This is a genomic window from Streptomyces sp. NPDC024017 (genome assembly GCF_040638895.1).
Lineage (GTDB): Bacteria > Actinomycetota > Actinomycetes > Streptomycetales > Streptomycetaceae > Streptomyces.
In genome coordinates this window covers 84538-99130 of record NZ_JBEZYZ010000013.1, presented here as the reverse complement: position 1 = coordinate 99130, position 14593 = coordinate 84538, and the positions used below count along the sequence as shown (strand labels likewise).

Annotated in this window: 12 protein-coding genes; 7 read left to right on the top strand and 5 right to left on the bottom strand. The window is 73.1% G+C overall.

The genetic code is table 11. The features are described 5' to 3' along the window. The first annotated feature begins 33 nt into the window (after positions 1–33). Positions 34–879 carry an endolytic transglycosylase MltG gene (gene mltG, locus AB0G20_RS31155; protein ID WP_361308127.1) on the top strand — a complete coding sequence of 282 codons (846 nt, stop codon included), beginning with the start codon at positions 34–36 and terminating at the stop codon, positions 877–879. Between the two features lie 24 nt (positions 880–903). On the opposite strand, the gene AB0G20_RS31150 is transcribed toward mltG, so the two are convergent. Next, positions 904–1980, bottom strand: a complete 1077-nt coding sequence (locus AB0G20_RS31150) for an NAD(P)-binding domain-containing protein (protein WP_361308125.1) — start codon at positions 1978–1980, stop codon at positions 904–906. 174 nt (positions 1981–2154) lie between these two features. Between AB0G20_RS31150 and AB0G20_RS31145 the strand changes: the two genes are divergently transcribed. Then, positions 2155–3357: a serine hydrolase domain-containing protein gene (locus tag AB0G20_RS31145; protein WP_361308123.1), complete on the top strand. Its 1203-nt coding sequence runs from the start codon at positions 2155–2157 to the stop codon at positions 3355–3357. A 45-nt stretch (positions 3358–3402) separates the two neighbouring features. On the opposite strand, the gene AB0G20_RS31140 is transcribed toward AB0G20_RS31145, so the two are convergent. The 4 genes from AB0G20_RS31140 to AB0G20_RS31125 form a co-directional block, all read right to left on the bottom strand. Beyond that, positions 3403–4431, bottom strand: coding sequence for an ABC transporter substrate-binding protein (locus tag AB0G20_RS31140; protein ID WP_361308121.1), 1029 nt, complete (start codon positions 4429–4431; stop codon positions 3403–3405). 56 nt (positions 4432–4487) lie between these two features. After that, complete coding sequence (locus tag AB0G20_RS31135; RefSeq protein WP_361308119.1) at positions 4488–5228, bottom strand: ABC transporter ATP-binding protein; 741 nt, start codon at positions 5226–5228, stop codon at positions 4488–4490. Further along, on the bottom strand, positions 5201–6070 hold the full coding sequence (locus tag AB0G20_RS31130; protein ID WP_361308117.1) for an ABC transporter permease: 870 nt from the start codon (positions 6068–6070) through the stop codon (positions 5201–5203). The genes AB0G20_RS31135 and AB0G20_RS31130 overlap by 28 nt, the downstream gene beginning before the upstream one ends. Positions 6071–6204: 134 nt before the next feature. Next, positions 6205–6288, bottom strand: coding sequence for a putative leader peptide (locus AB0G20_RS31125; protein ID WP_349817350.1), 84 nt, complete (start codon positions 6286–6288; stop codon positions 6205–6207). Positions 6289–6508: 220 nt separating this feature from the next. On the opposite strand from AB0G20_RS31125, the gene AB0G20_RS31120 reads away from it, so the two are divergent. The 5 genes from AB0G20_RS31120 to AB0G20_RS31100 all read left to right on the top strand — a co-directional run bounded on the left by AB0G20_RS31120 (position 6509) and on the right by AB0G20_RS31100 (position 14467). Next, positions 6509–6931: a YjbQ family protein gene (locus AB0G20_RS31120; RefSeq protein ID WP_234749552.1), complete on the top strand. Its 423-nt coding sequence runs from the start codon at positions 6509–6511 to the stop codon at positions 6929–6931. 146 nt (positions 6932–7077) lie between these two features. Further along, on the top strand, positions 7078–10569 hold the full coding sequence (locus AB0G20_RS31115) for a SpoIIE family protein phosphatase (RefSeq protein WP_361308115.1): 3492 nt from the start codon (positions 7078–7080) through the stop codon (positions 10567–10569). 52 nt (positions 10570–10621) lie between these two features. Further along, positions 10622–12199, top strand: coding sequence for a sugar ABC transporter ATP-binding protein (locus tag AB0G20_RS31110; protein WP_361308113.1), 1578 nt, complete (start codon positions 10622–10624; stop codon positions 12197–12199). Continuing rightward, on the top strand, positions 12196–13257 hold the full coding sequence (locus AB0G20_RS31105) for an ABC transporter permease (RefSeq protein ID WP_361308111.1): 1062 nt from the start codon (positions 12196–12198) through the stop codon (positions 13255–13257). The genes AB0G20_RS31110 and AB0G20_RS31105 overlap by 4 nt, the downstream gene beginning before the upstream one ends. Positions 13258–13303: 46 nt before the next feature. Then, positions 13304–14467, top strand: a complete 1164-nt coding sequence (locus AB0G20_RS31100; protein WP_361308109.1) for a substrate-binding domain-containing protein — start codon at positions 13304–13306, stop codon at positions 14465–14467. The last annotated feature ends 126 nt before the right edge of the window (positions 14468–14593 follow it).

Below are 14593 nucleotides of genomic sequence, written 5' to 3'. Positions count from 1 at the left end.
GGTTTGTGACGATATGCGGGTTACCGTGCCCGCATGCAGAAGAACACTCCGCCACGGAGCACGATTCGACTGACGCGCCGGGGCCGCATCGCCCTCGTCGCGACCGGAGCCGTCGTGGTCGGTACCGCCGTGGCGGTGCCGCTGCTGACCCTGGGGACCGAGGAGGAAGGCCGGCCCACGACCCTGGCCGTCCCGGAGGGCTGGCGCGCCGGCCAGGTCTACGCGGCCGTCGACAAGGCGCTCGCCCTGCCCGCCGGCAGCACCAGGAAGTCCCTCGCGAAGGCCGCGCTGAAGCTGCCCAACGACGCCGAGGGCAATCCGGAGGGCTACCTCTTCCCGGCCACCTATCCGCTCCAGGAGCAGACCACGCCGGACAAACTGCTCGCGCTGATGGTCGACACCGCGAACGAGAAGTTCAACGGCGCGCCCATCGCCGCCGGGGCGCAGCGCAACGCCATGAACGTGTATCAGGCCGTCACCATCGCCAGCATCGTCCAGGCGGAGGCGGCCACCAAGGCCGACATGGGCAAGGTGGCCCGGGTGATCTTCAACCGCCTCGAACGCGGCATGCCGCTGCAGATGGACTCCACCATCAACTACGCCCTGGGCCGTTCCACCCTCCGTACGACGGAGAAGGACACCCGGATCGACAGCCCCTACAACTCGTACCAGCGCATGGGCCTGCCGCCCACGCCCATCGACAATCCCGGCGACGAGGCGATGCGCGCGGCCATCAATCCGCCCCCGGGCGACTGGCTGTACTTCGTCACGGTCCGCCGGGGCGACACCCGCTTCACCGCGGACTACCAGGAACACCAGCGCAACGTGGCGGAGTTCAATGCGGAGAGCAAGAAGAGCGGGGCGAAGGCGGCCGGGTGAGGGGCGCGTGGGATCCGGCCCGGGTCACGCCGCGGCCGGCTCCCGTGCCAGCAGCCGCCTGATGTCCCGTACGGCCGCGCGGCCGGCCCGGTTGGCTCCGATGGTGCTGGCCGACGGTCCGTAGCCGACCAGATGGATGCGGGGGTCCGCGGCCGCGTGCGTGCCTTCCATGCGGATACCGCCGCCCGGGGCCCGCAGCCGCAGCGGCGCGAGATGGTCGATGGCGGCGCGGAAGCCGGTGGCCCAGAGGATGACGTCGGCGTCGATGTGCCGGCCGTCCTCCCAGTCCACCCCCGTGGGCGTGATGCGGTCGAACATCGGCTGCCGGTCGAGCACCCCGTCCTCGATGCCCTGCCGGATCGCGTCGTTGAGCGGCAGCCCGGTGACCGAGACGACACTGCGGGGCGGCAGTCCCCGCCGTACGCGTTCCTCGACGAGCGCGACCGCCGCGCGGCCCGCGTCCTCGTCGAAGGGGCCCTCGCGGAAGACGGGCGGGCGCCGCGTCACCCAGGTGGTGGCCGCCGCGTGCGAGGCGATCTCCAGCAGGTGCTGGGTGCCCGACGCGCCGCCGCCCACCACCACGACGCGCTGCCCGGCGAACTCCTCGGGACCGGGGTACTGCGCGGTGTGCAACTGCCGCCCCCGGAAGGTCTCCTGGCCCGGATAGCGCGGCCAGAAGGGCCGGTCCCAGGTACCGGTCGCGTTGATCAGCGCCCGCGCCGACCACACGCCGTCCGAGGTCTCCACGAGCAGCCGCCCGCCGGAGCCCTCGCGCACGGCCCGTACGTCCACCGGGCGCCTGACCCGGAAGTCGAAGGTCCGCTCGTAACGGTCGAAGTACCCGCTGATCACCTCGGCGGACGGCCGCGCAGGGTCCGCGTCCATGAGCTCCATGCCCGGCAGGGCGTGCATCCCGTGCACCTTGCCGTACGTCAGCGACGGCCACCGGAACTGCCAGGCGCCACCTGGGCCGGGGGAGTGGTCCAGCACGACGAAGTCGCGGTCCGGCTCGAAACCGGATCGCCGCAGGTGATAGGCGCCGGCCAGACCGGCCTGACCAGCGCCTATGACGACTACCTCGACCTCGCGTGTGTTGTTCACGCTTCTACTAACCGAGGCGGGGTCGTGGATCTTCCCTGCGTGGATCTTCCCGGCGGGCACGCGTGGCTCCGAACGAGTGGACTCCTCTGCCCGCGGACCGGAAGGCGGTCTCCGCCACGGGCGCGGGTGTGATGTTCCTTGCGTCCCGCCCCCTCCGGAAGAGGCGCCTCACCCATGCGACGTACCCCCTCCCGCCGTCTGTTCGCCGCAGCACTGCTCGTGGCGTCCGTGCTGGCCCCGACGGCGACGATGCCCGCCACGGCCGCCCCGGCCACCGGCTCCGTGCGGCACGACCACGACGACTCCCCGCGGCGCGGCCTCGGACCCGAGCTCACCGAACGGCTCGACCGGGCCGTCGCGGAGGTCCGCGAGCAGGCCGGCATCCCCGGTGTCGTCGTCGGACTGTGGATGCCGGGCAAGGGGAGCTACGTTCGCGCCTCCGGTGTGGCTGACACCGTCACCCGCCTGCCGATGACCGCCGACTCCTACGTCCGGATCGGCAGCGAGACCAAGACCTTCACGGTCACCGCGCTGCTCGAACTCGTGGACGACGGCCGGATCGCCCTGGACGACCCGATCGCGAAGTACGTCAGGGGCGTGCCCAACGGCCACCGGATCACACTGCGCCAGCTCGCCGGGATGCGCAGCGGTCTGTTCCCCTACACCGCCGACGCCGACTTCATCCACGACCTGCTGAGCGACCCGGAGCGCTACTTCAACCCCCACGAGGTGCTCACCTACGGCTTCCGGCACCCCAACACCTTCGGGCCGGGCGAGGACTTCCAGTACTCCAACACCAACCTCGTCCTGCTCGGCCTGGTGATCGAGAAGGTCACCGGGCGCAAGCTCGCCGACGTCATCCACGAGCGGGTGCTCCGCCCGGCCGACCTGCGCCACACCCTGTTCCCGCAGGACGACGAGTTCCCCGAGCCGCACCCGCGCGGCTACACCGACCAGACGCTCAGCGGTGAGGTCGAGGACGTCACGAACTGGAACCCCAGCTGGGCCTGGGCGGCCGGGGCGATGATCTCGGACCTGCACGACCTGCGCCGCTGGGCGAAGGTCGTCGCCACCGGCGAGTTGCTCAGCCCCGAGACCCAGGCCCAGCGCCTCCGGATGCTGCCGACCGGCTACCCCGGGACCGACTACGGCCTCGGCATCTTCGAGACCAACGGCTGGATCGGCCACAACGGCTCGATCCCGGGCTACGAGACCGTGACCGTCTATCTGCCCGCGCAGAAGGCCACCCTGGTCATCATGATCAACACGGATGTCCAGGTCGGGGGCCAGGAGCCGTCCACGCTGCTCGCCCGGGCGATCACCGCGGTCGCGACCCCCGGCAACGTCTACGACGGCTCGGTCGTCACCAGGCCGTGAACGCAGGGCTCCCCCGCCCGACGGCGGGGGAGCCCCGCGGCTGCCTCACGACCCGGTGGAAGCACGCGCCTTGGTCGTCGACGGCGGCAGGCCGCCGTTGAAGCGCGTGTCGGTGAACTCGGCGAAGTCCACCGTGCGCGGGATGAGCTTCAACGCCGTGAAGGTGTCGGCGATCTCCTGCTCGGAGGCGATCAGCGGCTTGTCGACGGCGACCGCGATCCGGGTCGCGTAGGTGCGCTTCACCGCGGCCAGCGCCACGTCCTCGGGGAGCCCGGTGTCCTGCGCCCAGACCTTCGCCCACTCCTCCTCGTGGTCGTACACCCAGGTGTAGGCGCGCCGCAGCCGCTCCAGGTAGTCCTTGATGGCGGCCGACTTCTTCCTGTCCTTCAGGGCGGCCGGGGCCGCGACCTGGAAGGTGTGCCCGTTGGTCACGCCGTCCCCGTCGGTCAGCACCCGCCCCTGCCCGGCTTTGAGGATCTGCGAGGTGTACGGGTCCCACACCGCCCACGCGTCGACCTTGCCGGCGGTGAACGCGGCGAGGGCGTCGGCCGGCTGGAGGTACTTGACCTTGACGTCGCTCAGCTTCAGCCCGGCCTTCTTCAGGGACGCGACCAGCTGGAAGTGCGCGGAGGAACCCTGGGCGACGGCGACCGAACGGCCCTTGAGCTGCCCGGGGTTCTTCAGGGACGAGTCCTTAGGGACGAGGACGGTGTCGCCCTTGGACGTGCCGTGCCAGGCGGCCACGACCTTGATCTTCGAACCCGCACCGGCCGCGAAGACCGGCGGGGTGTTGCCCACACCTCCGGTGTCGACGGCCCCCGCGTTGACGGCCTCCAGCAGCGGCGGGCCGGAGGTGAAGGTCGACCACTTGATCTTGTAGTCGAGGTTCTTCAGTTCCCCCGCGGCCCGCAGGATGGCCTCCGAACCGCCCTTCTGATCACCGACGTTGAGCGTGACCGAGCCGTGCCCGTCGGTGCCGCCGTCCGACGTGCCGGCCGCCGAGTTGCCGCCGCAGGCGGTGAGCAGAAGGGCGAGGGGGAGGAGCAGGGCGGCGGGGGCGAGGCGTCGTCGCATGGTGGTTCCGTTCGTGTGGGTCGTGCGGGGCGTAAAGGGGAAGCGCGCGCAGGGGTTCAGGCGGCTTCGGCGGCCGTCGCCTCGACGCCGAGGCGTTCGAGGAGGGAGGCGCGCAGCGCGGCGAAGCGCGGGTCGGTGATGTCGCGGGGGCGGTCGAGGTCGATGTGCTGCTCGTGGGCGATGACCCCGCGGTCCATCACCAGGACGCGGTCGGCGAGCAGTACGGCCTCCTCGACGTCATGGGTGACGAGGAGCACGGCGCAGCCGCGGCGCTGCCACAACTCGCCCACGAGCCGCTGGGCCTTGATGCGGGTGAGCGCGTCGAGTGCGCCGAACGGCTCGTCGAGCAGGAGCAGATCGGGCTCGCGCACCAACGCCCGTGCGAGAGAAGCGCGTTGGGCCTCGCCGCCGGAGAGGGTCTTGGGCCAGGCGTCGGTGCGGTGGCCGAGACCGACCTCGTCCAGGGCCTGCTCGGCGACGGCGCGCTCGGGCTTGCCGGGCAGGCCGAGGAGCACATTGCGCCACACCCTCTTCCACGGCATCAGCCGCGGTGCCTGGAAGGCGACGGCCTTGCGGCGCGGCACCAGCACCGTGCCCTCGATGTCGCGGTCGAGCCCGGCGAGGATGCGCAGCAGCGTCGACTTGCCGCAGCCGCTGCGGCCGAGCAGGGCCACGAACTCGCCCGGACGGACGTCCAGTCGCAGGTCGTCGATGACGGCACGGCCGTCGAAGGAGCGGGTGAGGCCCTCGACGTGGACCGCCTGGGGGGTCACCGGCCGGTGAACGTCGGTCGCCATTGCAGCAGCACCTTTTCGAGAGAGCGGACGATGAAGTCGGCGAGCAGACCGAGGAAGGCGTAGACGACGAGGCAGACCACGATCACGTCGGTCCGCAGGAAGTCCCGCGCCTGCACCATGAGGAACCCGATGCCGGAGTCGGCGTTGACCTGCTCGGCGAAGACCAGCGCGAGCCAGGCGATGCCGAGCGAGTAGCGCAGGCCGGTCATCGCGCCGGGCAGCGCACCCGGCAGCACGACATGCCGCACGAGGCCCCACCGCGACAGTCCGAGGGACTCCCCGGCCTCGATCAACTGGGCGTCCACGCCCCGGATTCCGGCGTAGACGTTGAGGTAGAGCGGGAAGGTCACGCCGAGCGTGATGATGGCGACCTTGGGGGCCTCGCCGATGCCGAACCAGATGATGAACAGCGGAATGAGCCCCACGAACGGCACGGTCCGCAGCATCTGCACGGGCGCGTCCACGAGGTCCTCGCCGATCCGGAACAGGCCCGAGACCAGGGCGAGTCCGGTGCCGACGACCAGTCCGAGCAGCAGCCCGGCCGCGACCCGCTGGAGCGAGGTGCCCATGGCCGCGGGCAGCGAGCCGTCGGCCAGCATGTCCCCGGCGACCTGGGCGATACGGCCGGGCGAGGCGAGCACGTCCGGCTGCAACGCTCCGGTGCTGCTGAGGAGTTGCCACAACGCCAGCAGCAGCACCGGGCCGGCGGTGCGGCGCAGCCAGCGCGGGACGCGGGTGCGGCGGGAGGAGGTGGGGACGAGGGGCTGGAGGTCGAGATCAGAAACCGATACAGGCGAAATATCGGGTTCCTTGGACACGGGTGGGGCATGGCTGATGCTCATGAGGGCTCCACAGGGGGAGGGTGCGGGCCGGGCGGGGCGCGCCTCGCCGCCGCCGTGCCGACGCGATCAGGAGCGATCAGCGGGCAGGCGGAACGAGGGCGGGAAAGCCGGGAAGTGAGAGGAGGTGAAGGGCGTCAGCAGCCGCGGCGACACGCGGCGGAGGCCACCCGCAGCAGGTCGATGTGACCGCGCGTGGTGAGCAGGGCTGAACGCAACATGCGGCCGAACCTAGCCAGCTGGCATGCGCACGGTCAACGGCGTCTCGATCAGTGGGACGTCCGTATCGCCACGCGGCCCGGCGTGCTCGGGGGAGTCCGGCGCGCGGCCCGGAGTGGGCGGGGGGAAGCCTGGGGCAACGTCCCGGCGTGGCCGGAAGAAGTCCGGGGCACGGCCCGGCGTGGGTCGGAGGAAGTCCGGCACGTGCGTCAGGATGGGGGCATGTCAGATGTCTTCACCACCCGAGTTCTGAACGTCAGCACCGGTGCCGCGGAGAGGGTCCTCGACATCACCGGCGACTGCGAGTCCTTCCTGCGGGAGGCGGCGGCCGGCCGCGACGGCCTCCTCAACGTCTTCGTCCCGCACGCGACGGCCGGCATCGCCGTCCTGGAGACCGGCGCCGGCAGCGACGACGACCTCCTGGCCGCGCTGCACACCCTGCTGCCGGCCGACGACCGCTGGCAGCACCGGCACGGCAGTCCCGGACACGGCCGCGACCACGTCCTGCCCGCCCTCGTCCCGCCCCACGCGACCCTGCCGGTGCTGGGCGGGCGGCTGGAGCTCGGCACCTGGCAGTCGGTGTGTCTGGTGGACACCAACAAGGACAATCCGGAACGGAAGGTGCGCCTGAGTTTCCTGGGGTGAACGCGGCCCCCGCCGCCCCGGCCTGTCGGTAGCCTGCCCCGCGTGGCCCTGGTGCGCCGTGACGCCCGACCGTAATGCCCGTATCCTCATCAATGCCAGATTCTCTTCCGAGCAGCGGATTACCGCGGGCGCAAGTGAGGCGAAGCGTGGTTCGGTCCGGCGAGGAACCCAGGCCGGCGGGGCGTGCGACGGACGGCACGGGGCCCGCCAGTCTTCGTGAGCTGTTCCTCCAGGGCGAGCCGGTCGAGACGGGCGTGCGGACGTCCATCCTGAACTCGTGGCGGCGCTGCCGGTCCCTGGGGCTCTCGCCGAACACCTTCGACCTGCCCTACCGGGAGGACTTCGACCAGGGCGCCCGTATCGTCCGGGCGGCCGTGCCGGTGCTCGACCGGCTGCAGGCCACGTTCGCCGGCAGCCAGGTCAACATCTCGGTCGCCGACGCGAACGGGACGGTCCTGCTGCGGCGCTTCGGGGACCCGTCGATGGCCAGGAGCCTCCCGGCCATCCAGGTCGTCCCGGGGTTCGTGTTCGCCGAGCAGGTCGCCGGTACCAACGGCATCGGGCTGGCCCTGGCGGAGCGGCAGCTCATCCGCGTCTACGGCGCCGAGCACTTCGCGGAGCGCTCCCAGCAGAGCGCCTGCGTCGCGCTGCCCGTCCGTGATCCGCTCAGCGGGCGCATCGAGGGCGTTCTGTGTCTCGGCTATCCGCGTGGCTTCGAGCGGCCCGCACTGGGTGTCGCGATCCGCCGGGCGGCCGAGGGCATCGAACGTCGGCTGCTGGGGCAGAGCTCCGCGCGCGAGCGGGCCCTGCTGCGGACGTACCTGGCCACCGGGGCCGAGGCCGCCGGTCTGCACCGCGGTGTGGCGTTGGACGCGCTGGCGAACGAGTTCCACCCCCGGGACCAGGCGATCCTGAGGGAGAAGGCCGCTGAGCTGATCTCCGGTGCGCAGCGGGGCGCCGCCGACGTGACCCTGCCCGACGGCCGGCGGGTGACGCTCGTGAGCCGTCCGGTGACGAGCGGCTCCGGCGTACGGGGCATGGTCATCGAGGCCGTGCTGCCCGGTTCCCCGGCGGGGGAGCCGCTGCTCATACCGCACCAGATGGACGAGCTGTCCGGCCTCACCGCCCCTGCCGTCCCGCTCTCCGCGGCGCGTCCGGCGATCACGCTGCCGTCCGGTCACCTCGCCACGGCCTCCGGCCCGGTCGTCACCACCGACGGGACTGGCGGGACACCGGGCCCGGACGGGACCGGCGGTCCCCGCGTCACCGCAGGGCCCGGCACGACCGCCTCGGCGGGCGGCGACCCTGCCCCCGCCGTATCCACCATGGCGGACGGCGAAGCGACTCCCGCCGTGCCCACCAGGGCGGACGGCGACCGGACTCCAGCCGAGCCCGCGACCTCGGACAGCGGCGACGGGAGCACAGCCGTGGCCGCTACGGCGGACGGGAACCGGATCGCCGCGCACTCCGTTTCGGCGGACAGCGGCCGGAGCACTGCCGCGCCCGCCGCTGCGGACGGCGGCGACCGGGAGCCTGCCGCGGCGGACAGCTGCCGGCGTACCGCCGAGCCCGCCGCGCCGGACAACGCCGGGAGTGCCGCCGAGCCCGCCGCGCCGGGCAACGCCGGGAGTGCCGCCGAGCCCGTTGCGGCGGACGCCGACGGGACCGCCGCCGAGGTCGCCGCGGCGCACCCCGGCTGGGCCGCCGCCGAGCCCGTCACGCCGGACGACGCCCCGAGCTCCGCAGAGCCCGCCGCGGCGGACGGCGCCGACCGGATCGCCGCTGAGCCCGCCGGGGCGGACAGTGGCCGGAGTCTCGTCGAGCCCGGCACGCCCGGCGCGACAGGTGAGGGCCGGCGTCTTGTCGAGCCCGGTGGGGCGATGGCGGCCGGTGGAGGCAGGGGCGTGGTGGATGAGCACTCCGAAGCGGCGTTCCCGGCCCGGGGGCTGGTGATGCTGGGGGAGCCGCACGTCGGGGCCTACGCCCTGGCCGCGCGCCGGCGTCTGGAGCTGCTGTCCGAGGCCAGCACCCGTATCGGCACCACCCTGGACGTGCGCCGCACCGCCGAGGAGCTGGCCGAGACCGCGGTCCCCGGACTGGCCGACTTCGTCACCATCGACCTGCCCGATGCCGTGCTGCGGGGCGAGGAGTCCGCCGATCCCCTCGCCGACCTGCGCCGCACGGTGGTTCACGGCATGGCTGAGGGCCTGCCGTTCACGCCACCCGGCAAGCGCATCGACTTCGGCCCGACCGCGCCCCAGCTGCGCTGCCTCAGCAGGGGCGAGGCCGTGCTGGAACCGGACCTGAAGGCCGCCGCCGGCTGGCTCGCCCAGGACCCCGAGCACACCGCGCGCCTGCTGGCCCACGTCCACTCCCTCATCGCGGTGCCCCTGCTCGCCCGCGGTGTCGTCCTGGGCGTCGCCTGCTTCTACCGCGCGGGCAGTTCCTTCGGGGACGACGACCGCTCCCTCGCCCAGGAACTCGCCTCCCGCGCCGCCCTGTCCATCGACAACGCCCGGCGCTACACCCATGAGCGCACCATGGTCCTGGCGCTCCAGCGCCGGCTCCTCCCGCACGGCCTGCCCGACCAGGACTCCATCGAGGTCGCCCATCGCTACCTGCCCGCCGAATCGGACGTGGGCGGCGACTGGTACGACGTCATCCCCCTGTCCGGCGCCCGCGTCGGACTCCTCGTCGGCGACGTCGTCGGCCATGGCATGCTCTCCGCCGCCACCATGGGCCGGCTGCGCACCGCCACCCGCAGTTTCGCCGAGCTGGACTTCCCGCCGGACGAGGTCCTCACCCACCTGGACAACCTCGTGGGCCGCCTGGACAGGGAGGATCCCGACGGCAAGGGGGCCGGCGTCATCGGTGCGACCTGCCTCTACGCCGTCTACGACCCGACCACGCAGCGGTGCCTGATGGCCCGCGCCGGTCACCCGCCGCCCGCGCTCGTCCACCCCGACGGCACCGTGACCTACGCCGACCTCCCCGCCGGGCCCCCGCTCGGCCTCGGGGGCCTGCCCTTCGACGCCGTCGAGGTCGATCTTCCCGCGGGCAGTCAGCTGGTCCTGTACACCGACGGGCTCATCGAGGACCGGCACCGCGACGTCGACGTGGTCCTGGAGCAGTTGCGCGTGGCCCTGGCCCATCCCGAGCGAGCCCCCGAGGAGACCTGCCAGGCGGTCCTGGACACCGTGGCGCCCGCGCACCCGCACGACGACATCGCCCTGCTCGTCGCCCGCGTCCACGCCCTGGACCCCGGCCGGATCGCCACCTGGGAGCTGTCGCCCGACCCGGCCCGCGTCGGAGAGGTGCGGGCGGCCGCCACGCGGTGGCTGTCCGACCGGGGACTCGACGAGACCGCGTTCGCCACGGAGCTGATCCTCAGCGAGCTGATCACCAACGCCATCCGGCACGGCGCCGGGCCCATCCGGGTGCGGCTGCTCTACGGCCGGACCCTGATCTGCGAGGTCTCCGACGCCAGCAACACCGCACCGCACCTGCGCCGGGCGGCCAGTACGGACGAGGGCGGACGTGGTCTGTTCCTCGTCGCGCAGCTCTCGCAGAGCTGGGGCACGCGCTATCTGCCCGAGGGCAAGGTCATCTGGGCCGAGTGCGGGCTCGACGCGGCCTGAGGGTGGCCTCGCCGCGAGCCGAAGAATGCCCGAAATGCTGTAATTTGATCGGGTGCGCGATGCTCCCGACACACCCCCGAAGGCGGCTTCACCCTTCGGGCCGGAACCCCTGGTCCGGATCCGCGGACTCAGCAAGCGGTTCGGCGGCACCGTCGCGCTGGCCGGCGTCGACCTCGACGTCCACCCCGGCAGCGTTCTCGCCCTCCTCGGGCCCAACGGCGCCGGGAAGTCCACGCTCATCAAGATCCTCGCCGGCGTCCACCACGCCGACTCGGGGCAGATCACCGTCGCCGGGGAACCCCTCGGCAGCCCCACCGCCACCCGGAGCATGTCGTTCATCCACCAGGACCTCGGTCTCGTGGAGTGGATGACCGTCGCCGAGAACATCGCCCTGACCACCGGGTACGGGCGCCGGTCCGGGCTGATCTCCTGGCGGCGCACCCGTGCCCGCTGCGTCGAGGCGCTGGGCATCGTCGCCGCCCACCTCGATCCGGACACGCCGGTCTCCGGTCTCGCGCCGGCCGACCGCTCACTGGTCGCGATCGCCCGGGCCCTGGCGGCACGCGCGCGGCTCATCGTCCTGGACGAGCCGACCGCCCGCCTGCCCGCCGCGGACTGCGCCCGGCTCTTCCGCGTCCTGCACGACCTGCGCGACCGCGGGCACGCCCTCCTCTACGTCAGCCACCGCCTGGACGAGGTGTACCGGGTCGCCGGCACCTTCGCCGTCCTGCGGGACGGCCGTCTGGTCAGCCACGGCCGGCTCGCCGGCCACAGTCCCGCGCGTCTGGTGCGCGACATCGTCGGCGAGCTGGACGAACCGTCCGCCCCCCGCCCCGTCGCGGCCCCGGCCGTCCACCGCCCCGCCGGGCCCCCGGCCGACACACTCCCCGTCCTGACCCTCGACAGCGTGCGCACCGCCCGGGCCGGACCCGTCGGCCTCGAACTCGCGGCCGGGGAGGTCCTCGGCCTGGTCGGCCTGTCCGGCGCCGGGCACATGGACCTGGGACGCGCCCTCGCCGGCGCCCGGCCCCTGCTGGACGGGCGGGCCGTACTGCACGGGCGGCCGTACCGGCCCCGTACGGTCGCGGAGGCCGTGGCCCTCGGGGTCGGCCTCGTGCCGGGCGACCGGCTGCGGGAGGGCTGCCTCGCCGAGCTGACCGTACGGGAGAACCTCCTGGCCAACCCCCGCGCGGGAGGCCTGCCGGCACCGCGCTGGATCGGCCCCCGCGGCGAACGGGCCCGGGCCGCCGCCCTGATCGACCGCTTCTCGGTGCGCCCTCGCGACAGCGAGACGCCCATCGCCACGCTCTCCGGCGGCAACCAGCAGAAGGTCATGATCGGCCGCTGGCTGCGCACGGACCTGCGGCTGCTGATCCTGGAGGAGCCGACCGCGAGCGTCGACGTCGGCGCCAAGACCGCGATCCACCGCCTGCTCCACGAGGCACTGGAGGCGGGCCTCGCGGTGCTGCTGCTGTCCACCGACTTCGAGGAGGTGGCGAGCGTGTGCCGGCGCACGCTGGTCTTCGTGCGCGGAACCGTGACGGCCGAACTGAGCGGCCCCGCCCTCACCGTCGCCGGACTCACCCGGGCGGCCTCGGCCATGCCCCCGTCCGCGGCCGGTCACCCGTGACGCCGCCGCCCCGGCCGCGGCGCCGCCGCCCCGGCGGCCACCACATCGGCGCCTACGGCCTGCTCGCCCTCACCGCCCTGCTCTATCTGGTCTTCTCCCTCGCCCTGCCGGACACCTTCCCCACGCTGGACACCGTCGACTCGATCCTGTCCAACCAGTCGATCCCGGCCGTCCTCGCGCTCGCCGCCATGGTTCCCATCGTCACCGGCGCGTTCGACCTCTCCATCGGCTACGGCCTCGGCCTGGCCCATGTGATGGTGCTGCAGCTCGTCGTCAACGGGGGGTGGCCCTGGCCGCTCGCCTGCCTCACCGTGCTCGCCGGGGGACTGGTCGTGGGCGTCCTCAACGGCGTCATCGTCGAGTTCGGCCGGATCGACTCCTTCATCGCCACCCTCGGGACCGGCAGCATGATGTACGCCGTGACCGGCTGGATCACCGACGGCGGCCGGATCGTCCCCGGCCCGCAGGGCCTGCCGCCCGCGTTCACCGACCTCTACGACTCGTCGTTCCTCGGCCTCCCCGTCCCCGCCTTCTACGTACTCGCCCTCGCGGCCGTCCTCTGGCTGGTGCTGGAGCGGCTGCCGCTCGGCCGGTACCTGTACGTCGTCGGGTCGAACCCCCGCGCGGCCGAACTCGTGGGCATCCCGACCCGCAAGTACACCGTCTACGCGTTCGCCGCCTCGGGCCTGATCGTCGGCTTCGCCGGGGTGCTGCTCGCCGCCCAGCAGCAGATCGGCAACCCGAGCGTGGGCCTCGACTACCTGCTGCCCGCCTTCGTCGGCGCCCTCCTCGGCTCCACGGCGATCAAGCCCGGCCGGCCCAACGCCCTCGGCACCGTCGTCGCCGTCGCCGTCCTCGCCGTCGGCCTCACCGGCATCGCCCAGCTGGGCGCCGAGTTCTGGACGGTCCCGCTGTTCAACGGCGGCACCCTGCTCATCGCCGTGGGCCTGGCCGGATACGCCGCCCGCCGCCGGCTGCGCGGCGGCGCGGCCCGCGACACGCCCGCCGCGCCGCCCCCGTCCTCTCCGGCGCCGGAGGCCGGCACGGCCCCGCCGTGACCCTCCCGGCACGCCCCGCCGCGCCGATCCCCTCACTGGAGCTCCCGTGCACCGCACCCGCAAGGCCGCCCCCGCAGTCCGCACCGCGCGGCTCGCCTCCTGTGCCCTGCTCGCCACGGCCGCCGCCCTCGCCGGCTGCGAACGCGGTTCCTCCGACGGCGCGGACGAGACCGCCACGGGCCCGAGCGGCTGCCCCGCCGTCCACGCCCGGGCCCGGGAGGCCGTCGCACGGGCGGAGCAAACCGACATTCCCTGGGGAGGGCCCACCAGCGGCCCCGAGGCGGTGTCCGGCAAGACCCTCGTCTTCGTCGCCCAGACCATGACGAACCCCGGTGTCGCGGGCGCGGCGAGCGGGGTGCGGGACGCCGCGCGGACCATCGGCTGGAACGTCCGGGTGATCGACGGCGGCGGCACCCCGGCCGGCATCCAGGCCGCCATGAGCGAAGCCGTCGCCCTGCGGCCCTCGGGCATCGTCATCGGCGGGTTCGACCCCGATTCGACCGCCCAGCAGGCCGCCCGGGCCAACGCGCAGCGCATCCCGCTCATAGGCTGGCACGCGGTCCCCGAGCCCGGCCCCAGCAGTCAGCCCGACCTCTTCACCAACGTCACCACCCGCGTCCAGGACGTGGCCCGCATCAGCGCGCAGTGGATCATCTCCGACTCGAACGGCCGCGCCGGGGTCGTGCTCATCACCGACGCGTCGATCCCCTTCGCGCGGAACAAGTCCGACCTGATCCGCAAGGAGCTGGCGAGCTGTCAGGGCGTGCGGCTGCTCTCGGTGGAGAACATCCCGATCCCCGACGCCAGCAGCCGTACCCCCCGGGAGATCTCCTCCCTGCTCTCCCGCTTCCAGGACCGGTGGACCCACTCCGTGGCCATCAACGACCTGTACTTCGCCGACGCCGCCCCCGCCTTCCGCGCCGCCGGGGAGAAAGGCTCCGGCCCGCCCTTCAACATCGGGGCCGGCGACGGCGACCCGTCGGCCTTCCAGCGCGTCAACAGCAGGCAGTACCAGGCCGCCACCGTGCCCGAGCCGCTCTCCCTCCAGGGCTGGCAGATCGTCGACGAGTTCAACCGCGCCTTCTCCGGCCGTCCCGACAGCGGATACGTGGCCCCCGTACACATCGCCACGGCCGGCAACAGCGAAGGCGCCTCCAGCTGGGACCCCTCGGGCTACCGCGAGGCCTACCAGAAGATCTGGGGGAGATGACGGCCGGTCAGGTGCCGATCCCTTCACGGAACATGCACGGAACCTCGGGACTCCTTTTAACTTTCAAGGGCTACTGTCGCGTCAGTCGAGTGGCCGCCGGGGGCCGATCCGAGCGGGGCCCGTCCG

Excerpts from the sequence above, each read along its gene's own strand:
- mltG (WP_361308127.1), top strand. The coding sequence starts at position 34 with ATGCAGAAGAACACTCCGCCACGGAGCACGATTCGACTGACGCGCCGG.
- AB0G20_RS31145 (WP_361308123.1), top strand. The coding sequence starts at position 2,155 with ATGCGACGTACCCCCTCCCGCCGTCTGTTCGCCGCAGCACTGCTCGTG.
- AB0G20_RS31140 (WP_361308121.1), bottom strand. The coding sequence starts at position 4,431 with ATGCGACGACGCCTCGCCCCCGCCGCCCTGCTCCTCCCCCTCGCCCTT.
- AB0G20_RS31135 (WP_361308119.1), bottom strand. The coding sequence starts at position 5,228 with ATGGCGACCGACGTTCACCGGCCGGTGACCCCCCAGGCGGTCCACGTC.
- AB0G20_RS31130 (WP_361308117.1), bottom strand. The coding sequence starts at position 6,070 with ATGAGCATCAGCCATGCCCCACCCGTGTCCAAGGAACCCGATATTTCG.
- AB0G20_RS31125 (WP_349817350.1), bottom strand. The coding sequence starts at position 6,288 with ATGTTGCGTTCAGCCCTGCTCACCACGCGCGGTCACATCGACCTGCTG.
- AB0G20_RS31120 (WP_234749552.1), top strand. The coding sequence starts at position 6,509 with ATGTCAGATGTCTTCACCACCCGAGTTCTGAACGTCAGCACCGGTGCC.